The 21,610-nt window shown below is 40.6% G+C and carries 20 protein-coding genes; 11 read left to right on the forward strand and 9 right to left on the reverse strand.

Going from position 1 to position 21,610, the window contains the following annotated elements; translation table 11 throughout:
* Positions 1–206: 206 nt before the first annotated feature.
* Positions 207–383, forward strand: a complete 177-nt coding sequence (locus H5114_RS04380; RefSeq protein ID WP_124018055.1) for a hypothetical protein — start codon at positions 207–209, stop codon at positions 381–383.
* A 42-nt stretch (positions 384–425) separates the two neighbouring features.
* Here H5114_RS04380 and aroG read toward each other — a convergent pair whose 3' ends face one another.
* The gene (aroG, locus tag H5114_RS04385; protein ID WP_124018056.1) at positions 426–1,481 is read right to left on the reverse strand and encodes a 3-deoxy-7-phosphoheptulonate synthase AroG; all 1,056 of its coding nucleotides are present in this window, start codon (positions 1,479–1,481) and stop codon (positions 426–428) included.
* A 428-nt stretch (positions 1,482–1,909) separates the two neighbouring features.
* Between aroG and H5114_RS04390 the strand changes: the two genes are divergently transcribed.
* Positions 1,910–2,767, forward strand: a complete 858-nt coding sequence (locus tag H5114_RS04390) for an ABC transporter substrate-binding protein (RefSeq protein WP_220492448.1) — start codon at positions 1,910–1,912, stop codon at positions 2,765–2,767.
* Here the strand turns inward: H5114_RS04390 and H5114_RS04395 are convergent, their stop codons facing one another.
* The 5 genes from H5114_RS04395 to nrfA all read right to left on the reverse strand — a co-directional run bounded on the left by H5114_RS04395 (position 2,768) and on the right by nrfA (position 7,908).
* Entirely contained in the window at positions 2,768–3,988 is a 1,221-nt protein-coding gene (locus H5114_RS04395) for a tetratricopeptide repeat protein (RefSeq protein WP_259395231.1), read from the reverse strand.
* 99 nt (positions 3,989–4,087) lie between these two features.
* The gene (locus tag H5114_RS20640) at positions 4,088–4,531 is read right to left on the reverse strand and encodes a hypothetical protein (protein ID WP_310736383.1); all 444 of its coding nucleotides are present in this window, start codon (positions 4,529–4,531) and stop codon (positions 4,088–4,090) included.
* Between the two features lie 57 nt (positions 4,532–4,588).
* Positions 4,589–5,839, reverse strand: a complete 1,251-nt coding sequence (locus H5114_RS04405; protein WP_124018058.1) for an ammonium transporter — start codon at positions 5,837–5,839, stop codon at positions 4,589–4,591.
* Between the two features lie 9 nt (positions 5,840–5,848).
* On the reverse strand, positions 5,849–6,187 hold the full coding sequence (gene glnK / locus H5114_RS04410) for a P-II family nitrogen regulator (protein ID WP_011636110.1): 339 nt from the start codon (positions 6,185–6,187) through the stop codon (positions 5,849–5,851).
* Between the two features lie 329 nt (positions 6,188–6,516).
* The gene (gene nrfA, locus H5114_RS04415; protein ID WP_182696664.1) at positions 6,517–7,908 is read right to left on the reverse strand and encodes an ammonia-forming nitrite reductase cytochrome c552 subunit; all 1,392 of its coding nucleotides are present in this window, start codon (positions 7,906–7,908) and stop codon (positions 6,517–6,519) included.
* Positions 7,909–8,190: 282 nt separating this feature from the next.
* Here nrfA and narQ point away from each other — a divergent pair, with 282 nt between their 5' ends.
* Together narQ and H5114_RS04425 are read left to right on the forward strand one after the other, a co-directional pair.
* Positions 8,191–9,906: a nitrate/nitrite two-component system sensor histidine kinase NarQ gene (gene narQ / locus H5114_RS04420; protein ID WP_182722318.1), complete on the forward strand. Its 1,716-nt coding sequence runs from the start codon at positions 8,191–8,193 to the stop codon at positions 9,904–9,906.
* Positions 9,899–10,528, forward strand: coding sequence for a response regulator (locus tag H5114_RS04425; RefSeq protein ID WP_182696666.1), 630 nt, complete (start codon positions 9,899–9,901; stop codon positions 10,526–10,528). Before narQ ends, H5114_RS04425 begins: the two co-directional genes overlap by 8 nt.
* Before the next feature lie 97 nt (positions 10,529–10,625).
* Here H5114_RS04425 and H5114_RS04430 read toward each other — a convergent pair whose 3' ends face one another.
* Positions 10,626–10,997 carry a YacL family protein gene (locus tag H5114_RS04430; RefSeq protein WP_182696667.1) on the reverse strand — a complete coding sequence of 124 codons (372 nt, stop codon included), beginning with the start codon at positions 10,995–10,997 and terminating at the stop codon, positions 10,626–10,628.
* 202 nt (positions 10,998–11,199) lie between these two features.
* Between H5114_RS04430 and H5114_RS04435 the strand changes: the two genes are divergently transcribed.
* Complete coding sequence (locus H5114_RS04435) at positions 11,200–12,165, forward strand: zinc transporter ZntB (protein ID WP_124018096.1); 966 nt, start codon at positions 11,200–11,202, stop codon at positions 12,163–12,165.
* Positions 12,166–12,451: 286 nt separating this feature from the next.
* On the opposite strand, the gene fkpA is transcribed toward H5114_RS04435, so the two are convergent.
* Positions 12,452–13,207, reverse strand: coding sequence for an FKBP-type peptidyl-prolyl cis-trans isomerase (fkpA, locus tag H5114_RS04440; RefSeq protein WP_124018063.1), 756 nt, complete (start codon positions 13,205–13,207; stop codon positions 12,452–12,454).
* Positions 13,208–13,375: 168 nt separating this feature from the next.
* Here fkpA and H5114_RS04445 point away from each other — a divergent pair, with 168 nt between their 5' ends.
* From H5114_RS04445 to pepN, 6 genes are all read left to right on the forward strand, one after another.
* Positions 13,376–14,347 carry a WD40 repeat domain-containing protein gene (locus H5114_RS04445; protein ID WP_182722319.1) on the forward strand — a complete coding sequence of 324 codons (972 nt, stop codon included), beginning with the start codon at positions 13,376–13,378 and terminating at the stop codon, positions 14,345–14,347.
* 20 nt (positions 14,348–14,367) lie between these two features.
* Positions 14,368–14,580: a SlyX family protein gene (locus H5114_RS04450; protein WP_124018065.1), complete on the forward strand. Its 213-nt coding sequence runs from the start codon at positions 14,368–14,370 to the stop codon at positions 14,578–14,580.
* Between the two features lie 229 nt (positions 14,581–14,809).
* A complete protein-coding gene (gene def / locus H5114_RS04455; RefSeq protein ID WP_182696669.1) occupies positions 14,810–15,322 on the forward strand; it encodes a peptide deformylase in 513 nt (170 codons plus the stop codon).
* The gene (locus tag H5114_RS04460; protein ID WP_182722320.1) at positions 15,316–16,686 is read left to right on the forward strand and encodes a COG3014 family protein; all 1,371 of its coding nucleotides are present in this window, start codon (positions 15,316–15,318) and stop codon (positions 16,684–16,686) included. Before def ends, H5114_RS04460 begins: the two co-directional genes overlap by 7 nt.
* Before the next feature lie 49 nt (positions 16,687–16,735).
* On the forward strand, positions 16,736–17,329 hold the full coding sequence (lpoB, locus tag H5114_RS04465; RefSeq protein ID WP_182696671.1) for a penicillin-binding protein activator LpoB: 594 nt from the start codon (positions 16,736–16,738) through the stop codon (positions 17,327–17,329).
* A 76-nt stretch (positions 17,330–17,405) separates the two neighbouring features.
* Positions 17,406–20,066 carry an aminopeptidase N gene (pepN, locus tag H5114_RS04470; protein ID WP_182722321.1) on the forward strand — a complete coding sequence of 887 codons (2,661 nt, stop codon included), beginning with the start codon at positions 17,406–17,408 and terminating at the stop codon, positions 20,064–20,066.
* Between the two features lie 173 nt (positions 20,067–20,239).
* Here pepN and H5114_RS04475 read toward each other — a convergent pair whose 3' ends face one another.
* Entirely contained in the window at positions 20,240–21,373 is a 1,134-nt protein-coding gene (locus tag H5114_RS04475; RefSeq protein WP_182722322.1) for an endonuclease/exonuclease/phosphatase family protein, read from the reverse strand.
* Between the last annotated feature and the right edge of the window lie 237 nt (positions 21,374–21,610).

Here is a 21,610-nt window from a genome sequence, read left to right on the forward strand (position 1 = left end):
AAGTAGTACGTAGATAGCACTTTAGTAGTATATTTATAGGATCCGCATTAGTCATAAATACTATATTTCAAACTTTTTTAGCCCTTTTAAGCTTTTTTAATCTAAATTGAGTTATTTCTGTAAGCAGAATTTGTTATTCTTTGGTTACATAAAAATGCTTGTTTGATAGTAAACAAACAACGATTTACGAGTTTAAAGGATACTTTATGTTGGAGAATTCAAAAATTCAGTACCCACCATTACAACTAATACAAACATGGGTATGGATGATGATTGAATCAGGTAACCCTGAGTTGCAAGAAAAAGGCCGTGATAATCTCATATCGGCTTTTGGCAGTTTAGCTAAGGCCAATGAATACTTAGTACAAGGTATAAAAAAATAAGGCGCATTTAGCGCCTTATTTTTACGTCAGTTTACACTCACTTTATGCTTGGCGACGGTTCAGGACACTTTGATTTAATGTCGCTAGCAGCGTCTCAGTGTCATCCCATCCTATACAAGCATCAGTAATACTTTGCCCGTAACACAGAGCACTGCCTTCAATTAAATCTTGACGCCCTTCAACTAAATGGCTTTCGACCATTACACCAAAAATAGCATAATTTCCTTGAGATATTTGCCCTGCCACATCTTCAGCAACCATCATCTGCTTTTTATAATCTTTACTGCTATTGGCGTGGCTAAAATCGATCATAATGTTATCAAGCAATTCTGATTTAGTCAGCTGCTGAGCAATATCAACCACATGTTCAGCGCTATAATTGGGAGTGCGTCCACCGCGTAAAATAATATGACAATCAGGATTACCTTTAGTGGAGACAATAGCCGAATGACCAAACTTAGTCACCGATAAGAAATGATGTGGAGCATTAGCAGCCCCAATCGCATCAATGGCCACCTTAATGGTACCGTCGGTACCATTTTTAAACCCGACTGGGCAAGAAAGACCTGATGATAGCTCTCTGTGAACTTGCGACTCAGTCGTGCGTGCCCCAATAGCGCCCCAACACATCATATCGGCAACATATTGAGGTGTTATCATATCTAAAAACTCACCCGCGGTTGGGATACCAGCATCGTTCAAATCAACTAATAGTTTACGAGCAGTGCGTAAGCCATCATTTAATTGAAAACTGTTATCCATATAAGGATCATTGATTAACCCCTTCCAACCAACCGTTGTTCTCGGCTTTTCAAAGTACACTCGCATAACAATTTCAAGCTGATCTTTATACTGCTGACGTAACTTAACCAAACGTTGACCATATTCTAACGCGGCAACAGGATCATGGATTGAACAAGGGCCAATCACCACCAAGATGCGATCATCTTTACGCGCTAAAATATTATGAATACTGTTACGTGCATTGAAAACGGTTGTTGATGCATGTTCGGTTGCCGGAAATCGCTCTAGAATCGCAATTGGAGGTAGCAATTCTTTTATTTCATCGATACGAATATCGTCATTTTGATAATGCATAGTGGTTACAACTCCGGCAAAACATATAATTTATCTGATTTAATATAAGGCTAAATCAGCTGATACAATCCATTAAGAAATGATAAAAAACCATCGAGAAAATGAATAAGAATCTTCAATTTAACCAGTATTTATCGACAAATCAATCAAGTATTACTCATCTGGGCCGATAAAAGAGACAATAAAAATTGATTCGTTAGCAATACGCTAAAACAATGACTGATGATCCGACAGGACCTTGGTATAAACGGAGTATTAAGTAAGGCTATTTGATGATTTTTTTATATTCAATGACGCTAAAGATAACTTGTCTTATAATCAAAGTGTACTCATGATGTTAATGTGCTTTACTTTGGTTATTACCATGAATCAACACAAGGATGATGATCTATTTAACACTAAGCAGTATCTCCTGAGGAGACTAACCATTGAAAAGCAATATCGTTTTTTCTATCTGTTTATTTAACTTATTATTAGGCTTTTGTAGACCCTTATCTGCCACTTTATTATCCCCAATAGAAAATGTCCCCCTATCAGATAAATTGAACGCGCTGAACAAGAATGAACAATCGCCGCTAATGATCGACAGCATTAGTTTTTCAACCAGTGATAGTATTGCTCCGTATTTCTTTGCTGATGAAGAGATTGGTGTGCAATATGATCTATTAAAAGCCGCCCTCGACAGTAAAAACATTGCTATTAAAGAAATTGTTCATGCACCAAATTTACGTGCGCAACGCTTAGTTAGAACCCATAAAATCGACTGCATGATTAATACGCCAGACAATGTTGCAGGTTTATTTTATACCCAAAGCTTGATTGAATATAAAAATAGCGCATTCTACTTATCAAAAAACAATCTTAATATAGAAAAAATAAGTGATCTCAATACCTTGTCCGTTTTAGGCTTTCAAAATTCAAAACAATATTTAGGTAATAAATTTAAAGATATTGCCAACGGCAATCCTCATTTTAGTGAGATTACCAATCAAAAAAGCCAAGTTGTGATGCTGTTTAATGGTTATGTACAAGTCATCGTTCTAGAAAGGCGGATATTTGAATATTATCGCTATTTACTCGCATCAAAACTCGATACGAGTGTTGCAGTAACAGAAGTCTCACTGTTTGAACCTGCCCAACGAAAAATTGCCTGTCATGATAAAATAACGGCTGAGGAAATTGATAGCGCAATTACTTCACTCAAACAATCAAATCGTTATCAAGACATACTCGAGCTTGCAGAAAAGAACTATTATCAACCACAGACTAAAACACCTTCGCAATAATTAGTGTTGCATCATTGCTTGCAACTTCATTTGGTAGCCTTGTTTATGAAGGGTATCGCTCAAGGCCATTGCACGCTTAAGGTTTTTCTCAGCAAGCCCTGCCTCACCTGTTGCCCAATACGCTCGAGATAAGCCAAAATAAAATTCATGCCGATAATCCGCTTTTTCAACAGCTCGTTTATACCACACCAGTGCATCTTGATATTGCTTATCAAAATATGCTTGTTGAGCCATATCATAGTAATAAAATGGATTATTAATTCTCGCTAACTCAAGGACCTTATGTATCTCGGCCCACTCTTGTAGACGTCCTTGCTCCCCTAAAATTAAGGCTAAATTATACAATGTCGTTAGATCTTGAGAGTCAACTTGTAGCGCTAACCGATATGCATATTCGGCCTCAGCTTCATAACCTTTATGACGATAAATAACCGCTATTGTATTGATTGCCGCTACATACTGCGGGTCTAATAAAATACTTTTTTTTACCAGTGAATAAGCGGTATCATAATCAGCATCAACCAATGCCTCCGCGGCTATATTGTTATAAAACATCGCGGTTAATTGACGCTTATTGACTGTTTTTTTATGGTAAGCACGAACTGAACGTTCAGGTAAGAAATCCACCAAAATATCAGTCCCCCTAAATAATACAGTATGAGAATCCTTCGCTGGTAACAGGCTCAAATTGACGTGACCGTTGACTAAATAAAAACCACCACGCCTATCCCAAACGGGTTCAATATCAATATCATAAAACTCAACAGGCACATTTAACACATCAGCTAAAGCTGCCGATAACACCACCAGAGACATACAATTACCTTGGCGATTAAGCGCTGTTTCACTTGCGGTATGAGTAACATTATCGCGGTATTCAAAACCACCATCTTGAGCACCAATATACTGAGCTAACCATTCATTGGCGATAATACTCTGGCTACGAAGCATATTATCCGCTTGAAACTGTCGCCTAAATTGAGCCACAAATGGCTCAGGTAAACGATAAATATCATCAACCTCCACAGTGTCTATTGGCGTAAATAGCTCATCATGAAATAAGTTCGCAATCTTGAATGCTTGATTTGGAGATGGCGTTGACTGACAAGCACTCATACCGAAAAGTAAGGTAACGAGTAGAAGTTTAATCCATTTGAATGATAAATAGTCATGATAGTAACAGGCATCAACCGCTGTCTTTTTTGAGTGACGAGTGAACATAATTCAGCCCTCAGATAGAAATACGCTATCTAAAAGCATAGTCAATAGTTGCCTATTCAGCCAAAGCTACTGAGATAAGGTTTGATACCAAGGCATTCGCTATTGAGCTGGGGTGTCACTCAAAGGAGGATCAATTTGGATGAAAACTTGTGTGTCTTGATAGTCATAGGGACGATAGAATTGTTGGCCACAGCTAAAATAATTAAACGGTGACGCTATCGCCAAGCATCCAATCGGTAACGATTGTAGGATAGTAACCTGCTGTTGCTGCCGTAACAGCTCTTGCCATTGGTGCTGTTGTAACAATTGGTCGCGAACAGCAAAAGCATCAAAAGGCGTAGATGATTGACGCACCACAACAGTGCCAGCATGGCTCATGACACCAAACAACAAGCTAAAAAGTATCGCCGCGATCAATAAGTTTACCCATGCTCGCATCATAGTTACCTCATCACTGTTTTTATCATCCAAATACCAATATATCACGCTAGCACATTGACTCGCTTTCCCCAACAGCGGCGTTAAGAATTTTGTTGGATGCATAAAAAAACAGAACCTAAAGGTTCTGTTTTTTTATCTTACTTAGATTAAAGAATTAACTTAACCAGCGCTTTTGACACTCACAAACTCAGGATAAGCATCAACACCACAGTCAGAAGCATCCATACCGTTGTACTCTTCTTCTTCTGTTACTCGAATACCCATGGTCATTTTTAATATAAACCATACAAGTAACGATGCGCTAAAGACCCAAATAAAGATAACGGCGGCACCGTATAACTGGCTACCAAAACTAGCATCAGCATTTGATAATGGAACTAACATCACCCCAAGGAAACCAGCAACACCGTGAACCGAAATCGCGCCAACTGGGTCATCAATTTTAATTCGATCAAATGCGATAACCGAGAAGATAACAACAGCGCCCGCCACTAAGCCAATCACACCAGCCATTAACAGTGAAGGTGATAACGGGTCAGCAGTAATCGCCACTAATCCTGCTAACGCACCGTTTAATATCATGGTTAAGTCAGCTTTGCCCCAGACAACTTTACACACAATCAATGCTGAGATAGCACCAAAAGCAGCGGCAGAGTTAGTATTTACGAATATTTTAGCGACTGCACTGGCATTTTCAGCATCTGAAACTAACAGTTGTGAACCACCGTTAAAGCCAAACCAACCCATCCATAAAATGAACATACCTAAGGTTGCCATTGGTAAGTTAGATCCTGGAATTGGATGAACTTGACCATTTTCACCGTATTTACCTTTACGAGCACCAAGAAGCAGTACACCAGATATCGCCGCTGCCGCACCAGCCATGTGAACAATACCACTACCAGCAAAGTCGACAAAACCAGCTTCCGAGAGGAATCCACCGCCCCATGTCCAGTAGCCTTCGACAGGATAAATAACAGCTGTCATTACGATAGAGAAGACTAAGAAAGACCACAATTTCATCCGTTCAGCAACGGCACCAGACACAATCGACATTGCAGTAGCAACAAACACCACTTGGAAGAAAAAGTCTGACTCTAATGCATGGTCTGCACCTTCAGCTTGCGAACCAATCAATGTGCCAAAAGAAGGAATAAAGCCACCTTCGACATTGTCTACATACATAATGTTATAGCCAACCAATAAAAACATGACACAGGCGATTGCATATAAACATACGTTTTTAGTTAAAATTTCAGTGGTGTTTTTTGAACGGACTAGGCCAGCTTCTAACATGGCAAAACCCGCGGCCATCCACATCACAAATGCGCCAGAGATAAGGAAATAAAATGTATCTAGTGCGAAACGTAATTCAGTAACCGTTAGGCCTAATTGAGTTAACTCTTCCATAACAGTCTCCTATAATGCTTCGTTATCAAGTTCACCCGTACGGATACGGATCGCTTGTTCTAAATCAGTAACAAATATTTTACCATCACCAATTTTGCCGGTATGGGCAGCACTGGTAATCGCTTCAATAAGCATGTCCAAGTTTTCATCTTTGGTCGCAATTTCTAATTTTACTTTAGGTAAAAAATCCACTTGATACTCTGCCCCACGGTAAAGCTCAGTGTGGCCTTTTTGACGTCCGAAGCCTTTTACCTCAGTAACAGTCATACCTTCAATGCCCATGCCTGCAATGGCTTCACGGACATCATCCAACTTAAATGGCTTGATGATAGCGCTGACGAGTTTCATCTCGACCTCCAAAAGTGTGAAAAAATGTAATTGTTATTTATTTGTTGAATAGTTAATTCAATCATTAGGCCACATTTTCAAACCACTGTTATGTATAAGTTTTATTTTATTTTTCATTTTATTTGTTAACATAAAAGCACCATTCAAGTGCATCTCAAACATCAACGCATCATTTTAGTGCAATTATTGAGCTGGCTTTTATCACGTCGAGTAACAACGGCTTAAGCCAGAGGTTTTTAGAGCGAACATAAAAAAATAGCCCTCAAATGAGGGCTATTTTTATGATTTAAGGATTAATAACACCATAAAGCGTTAAGGTTCAACACCAGTTATTTATAAGTCGCCTCACGCTTTTTAGCTTCTTCTTTCCACTTAGGAACAAGTGTTTTCTTGAATTCAGCTTTTTCAGCATTCATGGTTTTCATGTCCATGCCTAATGCTGCTTGCGCTTTAGCTTTAGTTGACGTATCAGGATATGCAATTGGTTGTTTAACTCCTTTAGCACCTAATAACTGAGCCAATTTAACCCGAGCATCAGCAGCTTTATCCAATGAAGTACCTAAAATACGTAATACTTCAGCAGGAGCATGAGACGATGCACCATGAGATGCAGTGGCATAATCCCAACGCCACTGTGAATGACGAATATCCATTAGGATTGGCTTCATTTCAACTTCAGTTGCGCCAGCATCCCACGCCGCTTTAGCTTCAAAGTGAGCTTTAACTAATTGAGTTTCAACACGTGCCTTTAAGTCTTGTGCTTTCTGTTTGCTTTCATTAACTAAATTGACCATAAACTCTTTGCTTTGACTGTGACAAGTGGCACATGTTTCTTCAAAGCGATCAAATGGGTTACCCACTTTATGGTCTGTAAATTTGCGACCTTTGTCATTAGTCACTTTAGGCATATGACAATCAACACAGCTCACGTTATTTTGACCGTGAACGCCCATTTTCCAAGTTTCATAACCAGGATGTTGCGCTTTTAACATTGGCGTTTTAGACACGGCATGAGTCCAATCAGAGAACTCCATGTTGTCGTAATACACTTCCATTTGCTCAACTGTGGTACCCATATCCCAAGGGAATTTAACAAAACCAGGACGTTCTGCTGTTTTCTCGAAATAGTACTCAACGTGACATTGAGCACACACCATTGATTGCTTGTCTTTACGAGAAGCTTTATCAAATGGCGTATTTAATGTTGCCATGGCGCGCTCAGCAAACGGACGAGACATGCGTAACTTTGAAGATCCTTTTTCATGACAGTCAGCACAACCGAGCACATTGACAATTTCTGGGCCACCTTTAGCCCATTTACCACTGAAATAGCCATCTTCACCTTGCTCTTCAATCACCCGTGGTACGTCAGGACTTTTACAGCTCCAGCAGGCCATTGGCATTGGACCATCTTGTGCATTTTTTGGTGCGCCAGTACGCAATGTATTCGTTACGTCAGTTACTGCATACATATGACCACGAGGTGCATTGTAATCTTTAGCAAAACCGTAACCAGCCCATAAAACAACTAGGCTAGGTACTTTTTCTAACATATCGACAACTTCTTTGCTTTCATCTGTAGCATGCCAGCTGTCGTACTGTTTTGAGAATTTATCCTTATAAACTTCATTACGAGGTTCGGTTTTCTCACTAGCCATTGCGCCAGCGGCTAAAAAACTGGCTGCAATCACTGCACTCAGTGCAATTGATTTTGCGTTCATCTTCATCACCCTTTATCTCCGTGTTACATTATATTTAATTTAATAATCACGACATCTCTAGAGACAAAGTTAGCTATTTAAAACGGCTTTAAATATACCTCTTATGGGGTATAGAGACTAAAGTTTGCGCCAGATCAATATGTAGACAGGATGTGTTTCACACTTTTGCAAACTTGTTAATGTTTTCAAGCGACACCTAATGTAGAACACACTATTGAACCTGGTATAAAACTGGGCTTTTGCTTATTTTTAATCCCTTACCGTTATCGACAGCAGGACTTTATGTTTACTCGTGGCAGCCTTACCTCCACCATTTTAAGTTTAATGCTCGTGGTGATTTTATTGTCATCAAGCTTAGCGGTGTTTTCCATCGTCAGTTTAACTTTTAGCTTGGGAGACGCCAGAGGAATAAACGCCTCAGGCTCGCTACGAATGCAAAGCTACCGACTATTGCTTGACGCCAATATTGGCAGCCATAATATCGATGAAAAAATTGCTGATTTCGAAACAACACTCAATTCTGAAGCGCTTAAACGCTCCCTTGCATGGTATAGCCCAAAAGAAATGCGTGACCAATACGTATTGGTTATTCATAAGTGGCAAGTAATGAAAGTCTATATTGAGGAAGGAAACATCCGCCTATACTCCGCTTCGTTAACCGACTTTGTTAACACCATTGATACCTTAGTGCTGAATATGGAACAGTTCGCCGCCTTTAAATTAAAGTTACTGGTTATTGGGCAAATTATTGGTTTATCTATTTTACTGATTATTGCTTTTTTTGCGGTGGCATTTACCCGTAAGCGCGTCGTTAAGCCATTGCAATTATTGATAGAAAGTTCCACAACAATCTCTAAAGGAAACTTCAAAGTTAAAATGCCTAAAACGGACTATATTGAACTCACCGCCTTAGGTAATGCATTGCAAAAAACTGCCGCTGAATTAGCCAGCTTGTATGAAGATTTAGAAAACCAAGTCAACGAAAAAACCTTGGCATTGACCCGCACAAATAACGAGTTAAAGTTTCTATACGACAACCTTGTCATGTTACATGCCAATAAACTCGACTATAAAGCCTTACAATCAGCAATCAATCAATTGAAATATTATGAAAATTTATCCTATTTACGCTTAGTTATTGAACATGATGACGGCTCCAAAGACATCATTAAGGCTGAAGGGGGTTGGCCAGATGAATTACCGATTGAATCGTTACACTTTCCATTATTAATAGAAAAGACTCAATTGGGCTATTTGGATGTGATATCTAATCGACCAGTTAACCGATTACTGTTTGAAAACTTCGCCATGATGTTAACGCGATCTATTACTATCCATAATGCATCTGAACAACGCCAACAATTAGCGCTACTCGAAGAGCGTGCTGTGATTGCCCGAGAGCTACACGATTCAATTGGGCAATTATTATCTTTTTTAAAAATCCAAGTCAGTTTATTACGCAAAAGCCTCAATGACTCATGTAGAAGCCCAGAAGTAGAAGCCCAATTGATGGAGATAAACGAAGGTGTCAGTACGGCTTATGTTCAATTACGTGAACTGTTATCGACCTTTAGGTTAACCATTAAAGAACCTAATTTACCGCAAGCTATCGACGTAATGTTGGATCAGTTACGCCATCAAAGCCAAATTGATATCCAATTGAATTACAAACTATCAGCGCACTTACTTGAAGCAAAACAGCACATTCATATTTTGCAATTAATTCGTGAAGCGACATTAAATGCAATAAAACACGCTACCCCTGAGCATATAGTGATAGATTGTCAGTTAACCGACAAGGGCATGATTACTATCTCAATTTGTGATGATGGCATCGGTGTGACACATTTAGTAGAACGAGATCAACACTTTGGTATTGGTATCATGCATGAACGCGCCAACAAACTGAATGGGATCGTATCGTTCAATAGTAACCAGCTTGGTGGCACTACTGTTACGCTGAGCTTTCCACCTCAACAGGAGCCTTTAAATGGGTAAGCCGTATTCTGTACTTGTTGTCGACGACCATCCGTTATTACGTCGTGGTATTTGCCAATTAATCACCTCAGACAGTGACTTCAGCCTTTTTGGTGAAACCGGCACGGGACTAGAAGCACTGACCGCTGTGGCCGAAAATGAACCCGATATTATTTTGCTCGATTTGAACATGAAAGGCATGTCTGGCCTTGATACTCTTAATGCGATGCGTCAAGAGGGAGTAACAGCAAGAATTGTTATTTTAACGGTTTCTGATGCTAAACAAGATGTCACTCGACTGCTACGCGCTGGTGCCGATGGTTATTTACTCAAAGACACTGAGCCTGATTTATTGTTAGAGCAACTCAAAAACGCCATGCTAGGCCATCGGGTAATCAGTAATGAAGTAGAAGCTTATCTTTATGAATTAGAGAGCGCTATTGACGACAACAGCTGGGTAGAAACCTTGACCCCTCGCGAATTACAAATATTGCAACAACTGGCAGAAGGTAAAAGTAACCGAATGATCGCTGAGGATTTACACATCAGCGAGGGCACGGTCAAAGTACACGTTAAAAATTTACTGCGTAAAGCCAATGCAAAATCACGGACAGAAATGGCAGTTCGCTACCTTAATAATTAGCCCACTATCAAAGTTTAAATCACCATTAACAATTAACAACAAAGCCATTTAAACCTGGTTTTGTTGTTAGTTAACATCAACGAGAATTAAGACATGATTATTTATCGTTAATAAATGCTAACCAACTCTCCAGTACTGACTCAAAATCTTCAAGACCACAATAAGATTCAGATTCGGCATTGTACAGGCTCATAGAGTCTTCTAATAAGTGCTCTTCCTCAAAATCAATCACACTGGCAAACACTCTCACTTGCTCAGAGTCAATATCGATGGTTAATTCTCCACCGACATCTCGCATGTGGTTTAGGGTCCCAGATTTGATTAATGCTATCTGCGTTAGAATATGAATCGCTTTGCTCTTGTCGTCACCAAGCTCTTCTGCAAACCATCTGCCTAACACTTCATGATCCATACTAAATTCAGCAAATACCGTGCCTTCTAGGCGGTTACGACGAAATTGATATTCCATACTAGAACTCTTTTTTGTTAGTATTTTTTCTATTTTAACCGATGATCGGCGACTCCGCTGCTAGTTAGCAGACCGAATAATGTGTTTGATGGTTAAATATACGATAACTAAAGGATTTCATTTTATAAGATTGCTTTAAACTTGGGCAAGATTAAAAAGTAGCGTAAATTATGACAATAGTGATCACATGGACTCTCTTATAATGAATAATGGTTTTATATACAGTTTGTTGCTAACGGGGCCCAATGCAGGCCAGTCATTGACTGAGGAACAAATAGCACAATGGCAACCTGCTGATGGTCTGTTATGGCTACATCTGCGTTACCGCGAACCTAAAGCGCGTAAATGGATCCTCAACTCTGGCTTAGATAGAGTTGAGAGGGATACCCTCTTGGCTACTGATACTCGCCCGCGAGTATTAAGCTCAGACAAAGGTATCTTACTGGCGCTGCGTGGGGTTAATTTAAATCCTAACTCAGATCCTGAAGACATGGTTGCTGTGCGGATCTACGCTGAAGAATCCAAAATCATTTCAACGTGCGAGCGCCAGCTACAATCCGTAATTGATGTTGCCGATGCAATCGTTCAAGGTAAGGGCCCAATTGATAGCGCGGCGTTTATCATGGCCATTTGCGAACGCCTAACGCAACGCAAAGTAGAGTTTATTGGCAAGCTTGAAGAACAGCTCGATGAACTAGAAGAACGTGTTGTGACTCAAGTGAACAAGAGCTTGCGCACCGACATTGCAGAATTGCGCAGACAGACCGTAGTGTTGCGTCGCTACCTTGCGCCACAACGAGAAGCATTTTCTCGTATGCTGCAAGAAACTAGCGAATTATTTGATCACAATGACAAAGTCCGTCTTCGTGAAATACATGAAACGCTGATTCGAGTAATTGAGGATCTGGATGCTATACGCGACCGCGCCAGCGTCACCCAAGAAGAACTACAATCGCAACAATCCGAGCAAGTGAATCAAAGACTGTATTTTTTATCTTTAATTTCGGCCGTATTTCTGCCATTAGGATTTTTAACCGGTTTATTAGGCGTCAATATTGGTGGCATTCCTGGTGCGGAATCAAACTGGGCTTTTGCAGCATTCTGTGGTGGATTATTTGCACTCATTGCCTTACAAATGTACCTATTTTACCGCTTAAAATGGCTATAACCTGACGATAATTTAACGGTAATCTGGCATTTGCATTTATTCGTGAGCTTAGGCAATCATTAAATTAAGCGTCTCTGTTATATCAGCGCTATTATTGGCGTCATGGCATCAGTATTACGACATTTGATACGCCTAACATAGCGCAACATTGGCAGACTGAATGATGCAATTATTTAGATCTAAGATAAACACCTTCAAGCCAACCTCAATGTAAACAAAAAGGACGCCGAAGCGTCCTTTTTACTATCAAAATGTCAATCACTGAGCGACTGAACTATAGATGATATTACTTAGCATCTGCAGCAGGTGCCGGTGCTTTTTCTACTGAAACTAATTCAACTTCAAAAACAAGTGTTGAATTAGCAGGAATAGTACCCGTGTCGCGTTCACCGTAAGCAAGTTCTGATGGGATAACAAACTTGTACTTAGCGCCTACAGGCATTAACTGCACGCCTTCAGTCCAACCAGGAATAACGCGGTTTAATGGGAACTTAGCCGTTTCACCACGAGCATAAGAGCTATCAAACTCAGTACCGTCAATTAACGTGCCACGATAATGTACTTCTACAGTATCTTCAGCTGCTGGTTTCTCACCGGTACCTGGCTCTAATACTTCATACTGTAAACCAGACTCAGTAGTCGTTACGCCTTCTTTAGCTTTGTTTTCTTCTAAGAATTTTTTGCCTTCAGCAATCGATTTAGCCGCTAAAGCTTCAGCTTGCTCTAAACGTTTGTCATTTAACTTTTTATCTAGATTTTGCAATACAGTCTGCATTTCTTCTTCTGTTAACAGCATTTCTTCGCCTAAGCCATCGCTAAAGCCTTTAATCACCATATTACGGTCAACAGTAAAACCTAATTCTTCTTGTTCTTTAATGTGGCCAGACATGTACTTACCAATTGAACCACCAACACTATATGCTTCTTTTTGAACGTCAGTTGTTAATTCAACTTTCTTTTGAGCAACGTCTTGTGCTTCATTACACGCAGTAAGGCCAACAACGGCTAATGCAACTAACGATAATTTGTAAATAGATTTCATTAAAGCTTCCTCAGCATCCTTTAGTGGTTACAATAACCTTAATACATTCAATCAATGAGATGTTTAAGTGGTCATGTTCGTTTGCCACTTTATACTAGTTAAAACGGTTATACCATTGGGTAAACCTTATATGACAAGGTTTAGGACAATAATTCAAGGAGCAAGTTCATGACACGCGTTTCAATGCTGCTTTTTTGTTCAACACTCGTCCTAACAGGTCTGCTATCTGCATGCCAACCTAGCCCAACTCAAGTACACGTTATCACGACCGATGCCAGTTACAGTGCAAGCTTGTCAAACGATGCCACCATCGCCTTAGTAAGCACAGCCCATAACGGAGTACAAGTATGGGACCTCAGCCATTCAAGCCTGTCTTATCAGTGGTTCCAAGGGCAGCAACAAAATACCAGTAATGTTATTGACACTGCAATATCTGCTAATAACCTTTATGCCGCAACAATTAGTAGTCATTCCCTGGCTATATGGCGCTTAACCGATGGTTCTTCAGTGGGATGGTGGTCGTTACCCTCTTATGCCCAAAGTGTCGCCATCGCCAATACAGGGCAAACACTCGTTGGTTTAGTCGATGGATCAGTAATGTCATTGTCGCCAGAAAAATCGCGACTCATCCAGTTTTTAGCCCACAAAGAAAAGGTTAATAGTGTTTCAATTAGTGCAGATGGTAACAGCGCATTAAGTGGCGATAATGATGGCAAGGTGATTCTTTGGCAAACTCAAACTGGCCAGCCACAGCAACAATGGCAGTTGAGCTCACGCGTGACGAAAGTGCTAATTAATGACTCAGCTTCACTCAGTTTTGCCAGCGATATCACTGGTAACGCCACCCTGTGGCAATCTGATACAGGCATTCTCATTAGTAATCTAGATATTAATCGACGCCAAATGAACTTTTCAACGGCTCGTTTTGTCAATAATGATCAGCAATTACTCACAGGAACGCCATCAAGAGAAATCTTTTTATGGCAAATTAACTCGGGTAAACAAGTTTCACATTGGCAAGTTCAATTGAGTAAAAACACCCAAAATAGAGGGGCTGTAGTATACTCTGCCACTATGCCAGCACCTGGCTCAATCGTCAGTATTAGCAGCCAAGGTTTAGTTGAATATTGGCAGCAGTAATTAATTAATAAGAGGTCTACATGGACAGCATTTTGCAAAAAATTGATGATCTTGAAATGAAACTATCATTTCAAGATATCTCTATTGAAGAGTTAAACCAAGAAGTGATAAAACTCAATGCATTAGTTGCCAGACAACAACAGCAAATGCTATTAATGGTAAATAAACTGCATTCTATTGAGCCAAGTAACATGGCGTCTCCAGCTGAAGAGACACCTCCGCCACATTACTAACTCTTTACAGTAAAGTACATCTCTCGGAAAAATGATAAGTCGCACTATAGATTCGACGCCCAACTATGTGGCTAGACTCTCATCGAGAATCAGTTAATTATGGGTGAGATTGAAGATATTATGAGTAAGTTGTAACATTTTTAAGTCGCTATATGTGAAGCAATCACGATTTGAAAAATAGATTAATGCCGATCGTCATTAACACAAACAACAAGGACAGCCGTCACTTATGCAGCTAAAGCCATTACTCAGCATTGCCACGACAGGCGAAGAGATACTGACTCAAAAAGCTGAACCCGTGACGGTGTTTGACCAAGCGTTACGCACTTTAGCTGATAATATGCTCAGCACTATGCTAAACGCAAACGGTGTTGGTATTGCGGCAACGCAAGTGTTTAGTAAAGCGGCCATGTTTATTATGGCGTCAAATCCCAACGAACGTTATCCCGATGCCCCATTAATGGCTCCAACTGTGGTCATAAACCCACAGATATTAACCGCATCGGCTGCGACTGAAGTTGGGGTTGAAGGCTGTTTATCGATCCCAGGGCAGCGGCTATCGATTTCACGACATTGCGAAATTAAAGTGCAATTCCAGTCACTAGATGGCCAGTTACATCAACAAACATTAACGGGTTTTGTTGCCCGTATTTTTCAACATGAATATGACCATTTACAAGGCATAACCTTACTTGAACGGGTCAATCTGATGGCAACCAAGATCCAGGTGACACAATGTTAAGAACATTCTGTATTGGGTTAATTCTCAGCCTTAGCCTATCCGGTTGCGCTTTTAACAGTGTATTTGTTAATTACCCGTCGCAAATTGCTCCATTTAAACAACAGCTCAACAGCGAGACTCCAGCAGCAAACATCACCGATTTAGCCAATAATATCAGCGGTAATGATGGCTTACTTTATGCCCAAGAATCGGGACGTATTATGCAAGTTGCGGGCGATTTTACTCGCAGTAAAACCTACTACCAACAAGCCATTGATGCTTATCAAAGATTTGATGACAAAGCCATCGTTAGCGCCAGCAAGTTAGGCGCAGGTGCAAGCAGCCTGTTACTAAACGATAATACGATTCCATATCGAGGTCCAGGTTATGAGCGCATCATGCTACATCAATATCAGGCGCTTAATTATTTATTCAGCGGCGATATTCAAGGTGCATTAGTAGAAGTCCGCCGCAGCAATGAGCTGCAAAGCCTTGAGCAAGCTCGCTATCAACAATCACAAAAGTCAGTGCAAGATATGGCTAATGGCGTCATCGATGATCAAGTGGAGCGGTTAGGTAAAGAAGCTGGCAATGTGACGAGTTCGTTTCTCAATGCTTACAGTTATTACACCACGGGGTTATTGCACGAACTGGCTAACGAACCTAACGATGCCTTTATTGATTACCGAAAAGCGGCGCAAATTACCCCAGATAATGTTTTTCTCCAACAAGACTTGGTCCGTTTAGCCAAACAATTGAGCATGCCTCAATATGATGAGTTTAAACGGCGCTGGGGAGAGGCGACATTACCCACTGCGGGTCAGGGGCAAGTAATCTTTATTATTGAAAAAGGCTTTGTACCTGAAAAACAAAGTATTACGGTTCCTTTCCCCATCAACGGTAATATACAATCGGCCTCATTAGCCACTTACTTGCCGCAACATCCATTAGCGAATAATAACCAAATTCAAGGGCTTGATGCGCCACTGACCGCGCAAGCCATTGCCAATATTGATGCGTTAGCCATTAATGCATTAAAAGAAGATTTACCCGCAGCCTTGTTTCGTCAAGCGGCAAGAGTTTATGCTAAATACCAAATGAACCGTAGCGTACAAAACAGTGACCAACGCGCCAATAATCAAGTTGATGCTGCTGCGATGGTGATGCAAATATTTAATGTTATCACTGAGCAAGCTGATCGCAGAAGCTGGCTCACGCTACCACGACAAGCTCAAATTGCCCGACAATTTATCGACGCTGGCAGCTATAATATTCACCTAAATAACAGTAAAAATGTAAAAATTGACGTAACAGCAAACCGTACAACATTAATTTGGGCAATAGAGACTGGAAATCGTACCCGTTTTTATTCGATAATAATCTGATAAACGATAATTACATATCAACTGTCACTCATCACTAATGGAATTTACTATGAAAAATTTGAAACTGATATTGATACTCGCAGCAGTGATGGGGCTGAGCGCCTGTCAATCTAAAGTAGAGTATGGCGACGCTACTGAAGTTGAAACCGTTAACGAGAACTTCGGCTCCACCGATCTTCAAGCTATTGCAGCTAAAATGGTCGATAGCATGATGGCATTCCCACCAGTGGTGGTAATGACACAGAGCAACCGTCCGATTGTATTTGTGGATAAAATTAAGAATAAAACTTCTGAGCATATTGATACTGAATCGGTAACCGATAGCATTAGCAACAAGCTATTACGCTCTGGTAAGTTCCGTTTTATTGATATGACTAAGGTTGATACTGTTCGCAAACAACTCGATTATCAAAACAACGCTGGCATGGTCGATCCATCTACTGCGATTAAATTTGGTCGCCAAATTGGCGCGCAATATATGCTTTATGGCAACTTGTCGAGCATTGTTAAACAAGATGGCAGCACCAAAGACGTTTATTACAAGATGACCATGCGTTTAATGGATCTTGAAACAGGTTTAATTGAATGGTCTGATGAAAAAGAAATCCGTAAAATGAAATCAAAGTCATTTTTAGGTTTATAAGTCACAACCTATAGCATTAAAGCCGACATTGTTGTCGGCTTTTTCATTAATCTAATAATAAGTTAGGAACACTAACGTGAAATTGTTATCCACTGAATTGTTTAGTCCTCGGGTTATTAAAACCAGTCTCATCGCATTATGTTGTGCTAGCGTTATTAGCTGCAGTAGCTCAATATCCACCACCGCCTTTCAACGGGATGGCTCAGCCTACATTAGCCAAGAACAAGCGCAAGCTAGATCCAGTGTGATATCAAATGCGCAATATGAGCTAACCTTCTTTCTAAGTGAACATAGTCAATTCAGTGCAAAATCAGTTGTTAACTTTGACTTAAGCAGCGTGCCAAAAGCGCTTACGCTCGACCTTAATAAAGCCAATATCAAACAATTTATCATTAACGGTACTAAGGTATATCCTAATTACAATGGTGCTTATATTGTACTAAATCAAAGCCTACTAGTAGATGGCCACAATACCGTAGAAGTCGAGTTTACTCGCGAGCACAGCACCAATGGTGAAGGCTTACATCGTTTTGTCGATCCCGTAGACGGTAAAGTTTACTTGTACTCGCATTTTGAACCTGCTGCCGCTCAGCAAATGTTTGCCGTATTTGATCAACCCGACCTTAAAGCCAGCTATCAAATCAATGTTCATGCCCCCAAAGACTGGCAAGTGATCAGTGCAATGCGTGAAACCAATATCGTCGACCAAGGTGAAACCAACTTATGGACCTTCCCTGCCACGCCTAAGTTGAGCCCCTATAATTTTTCTATGCACGCTGGTCCTTACCATGTTTGGGAAGACAACTCAGGCCGTTATCCAATGCGCTTGTTTTCGCGTCAATCAGTAGCGGATCAAGTTTCACCACAAGATTGGTTTACTTACACCAAACAAGGGTTAGACTTTTTTGATCGCTACTTTGGTATTGCATACCCGTTTAAAAAATACGACCAAGTATTGGTGCCTGACTTCCTTTACGGTGCAATGGAAAATGCTGGGGCAATTACCTTTTCAGAAGACCGTTTCTTATTTAATGCCGCAATGACAGCTGAACAAAAAGAACGCTTAGCCGGCGTTATCATGCACGAAATGGCTCACCAATGGTTTGGCGACTTAGTGACAATGAAGTGGTGGAATGGCTTATGGTTAAATGAAAGCTTTGCCTCGTTTATGGGCACCCTTGCTACCAGCGAAGCAACCGAGTTTAGCAATGCATGGCGTAGCTTTTATGCTAAAGGTAAGCAAGCAGCTTACCATCAAGACAGCTTAGTCACGACCCATCCTATTGAAGTACCTGTGGCCACCAGCAAAAATGCCTTTGATAACATCGATGCCATTACTTATCAAAAAGGCGCATCAACCATTAAGCAATTACGTCACTTGCTCGGTGAAGACATTTTTCGCCGTGGTGTAAGCCAATATCTTACACAATATAGCTATCAAAATGCTGAGCTCAATGACTTTATCAATAGCCTAGCTACTGCCAGTGGTCGAGATTTATCCCAATGGACCAAAGAATGGTTGTATGCCGCAGGGGTCAATACCATCAAAGCCCAGTACACCTGCCAAGGTGGACAAATTAGCTCATTCGCTTTAGTTCAAACAGCAGATAGCCAATTTCCAACACTACGCGAGCAACGTGTTCAAATTGGGCTATTTAACAAAAACAGGTACGAACTTGAAAAACAACAAGTCATCGCGGTTACCTATAAAGGCGCTTACACCAAAGTTGATCAGTTAATCGGTGAGGTTTGCCCAGATTTAGTCTATCCAAACTATGACGACTGGGGATTTGTAAAAGTTGAGTTAGACACGAGTTCATTTAATACCGCTAAGCAGTCTCTAGGCCAAGTGAGCGATCCGTTACTACGCTCAATGTTGTGGCAAAGTATGTGGGACAGCGTCATTGATGGTAATACATCAATGGAGCAGTTCTTAAATATCGCATTAATTAATGCACCACTGGAAAAAGATTACACCATATTAGGTCAAGTGCTTGGTAATCTTCAGCAAGCCAAAAACTATCTTGATCTTATGGCGCCCATGCATGCAAGTTACAACAGCAAAATCTCAAAGGCATTAAGCCAAATGAGCTTGCGTATGAGCATGGAAAGCTACCGTAACCGAGACTTCCAACGCCGTTGGTTCGATGCCTATATTAGCCTGTCTAGTCACGGCGAGGCGTTAAAACATATTCAATCTTTACTGCAAAGTAAAAGCCATATTAAAGGGTTAAGCATAGATCAAGACTTGCGCTGGGCCATGATCCGCCAGTTAAACCGCTATGATTATGGTGACGCTCAAGCGTTACTTGCTCAAGAAAAACATCTTGATCAATCTGACTCGGGCGAAAAAGCAGCCATTGCAGCTGAAGCCATCCGTCCGCAATCAGCGCTTAAACGCCAATGGTTAAATACCATTGAGAATAATGACACTATGCCTTTCTCTAAGATCCGTATTGCGATGTTTAACCTCTATCCTGCGGAGCAAAAGCTATTAAGTGCGGCGACCGCAGAACAACGCTTTGCTAACCTACCGTTAATGGACGATAAAGGACCAGTATTTATGCGTAGTTTTGCCGCGGCACTGATCCCGACGCAGTGCAGTGCAAGCAACATTAATGCAATTAGTGATGTCCTAGATACGCAAACAGGTTTATCACAACTCGCGCGCCGCGCCCTACTTGAAACCCGTCAAGAAGAGCAGCGCTGCGTAAAAATAAAACTGCTATTGCAGTAACCGCTACTCTAGTCGTAATAACAATCAATGGATTAGTCATTTAATGATGAAGCCATGGGGTGAATACAAACAAGCGCTGATAAATATCAGCGCTTTTTTATTAGCTCAATAAAACAACTCTATACTGAGCCTGTGGATTTTATAGCATTTGATAAATTACATAATAAATATCATTAACTGCGTACGCTAAAACTCATCATCACAGGTGCATGGTCTGTACTGTCACTATCGCGTTCATAGTCAGGTCGAACGAGATGGCGATCAAACGTTTTATAATCAATTATATGAGCAAGATTTTGTTGCTGAGTTGGATTAAACTCACTCGATACTAATATGTAATCAAGCACAGAACCACTGTTGCCATAGTAATGTGTCGGCTGTCTGATCGGATGGGGTTGCTCATCAACTAATGCGCTTGATTCAAACTCATCTTGGGCCAAGGTCGCATTACACTTGGTGGCGGCAATAAACAACTCATAGCTGTCAAACAAACTGCTTTGGTGTAATTCAGCCATCAATGACGTTTCGCCTAACTTAGCCAGCCCAGGGTCTTCAATATCACTGCGAAACACTCGTAATTGATTATTAAACGCGGCTAAGAGTTCACTCCCCATAGTGTCATTAAAGTCCCCCATCAACATAAAAGGTTGCTGACTTTGTTGTCGTCTCATTAACATTTGATGGCACAACAATGCCGATTCACTGCCTCGCTGTAAACTCGATGCCCAGCGCCCAAGCACTTGCCTTGCAACAAAATCTGCACCACCATGTAAACCACTTTCACTGATATCGTCGCGACTGACACCGCTACGTTTAGATTTAAGATGAATCACATAACAATCACATGGCCCAAAAATAGGTAACTGTATGGTTGCTCGAAGTGGTTTACGGCTAAAACTAAATGACTCAGCTAAACCCAATTGATTGACCCATTGCGGATCTGGCATGACATTAACCGAATCGATAATAGGATACTTAGATGCAATCGCCACGACTGGACTTCGATACACATAGTCACTCACCACTTCAGGTAAATCTAGTGCCACAAAATATTCATACCCCAGAGACTTAGTCAGCACAGCTAAGGCATCGGGACTAAATACTTCTTGAAAAGCAATAATGTCAGCTTGAGATTGGTTAATAAAATCACTTAACCAAGTACACTTTTTTTGCCACTGTTTATCACTATAGATATTTTCAAAATCATAAAAAGCATAAGGCGGTTCAATAAAATTAAATAAATTAATGCTTACCACACTAAAGGTAAGCGCGGCTGACTGAGTCGATAACCCACCGTTTACGTCCAAAATATCTTGTCCCTCAGGTCTATCATCTGTTGATATGATTGCTCATCATCGAAGATAAATAGCCACTTAATAAAACCTGTACCAAGGGTACTGACAAGATCCCAACTTGTCGAATATAACTCTCCCCCAGATGGGAAGGATCTGGCATTGAAAAAGAACGGCAAAATAAGTGAACCTAAATTGAATAGCACGCGTAATAAATAATAGTTATACCGTTAGATGACACCTGATAGACCA

It is taken from the genome of Shewanella sp. SR43-8 (assembly GCF_014163775.1).
In the GTDB taxonomy this organism is placed as follows: Bacteria; Pseudomonadota; Gammaproteobacteria; order Enterobacterales; family Shewanellaceae; genus Shewanella; species Shewanella vesiculosa.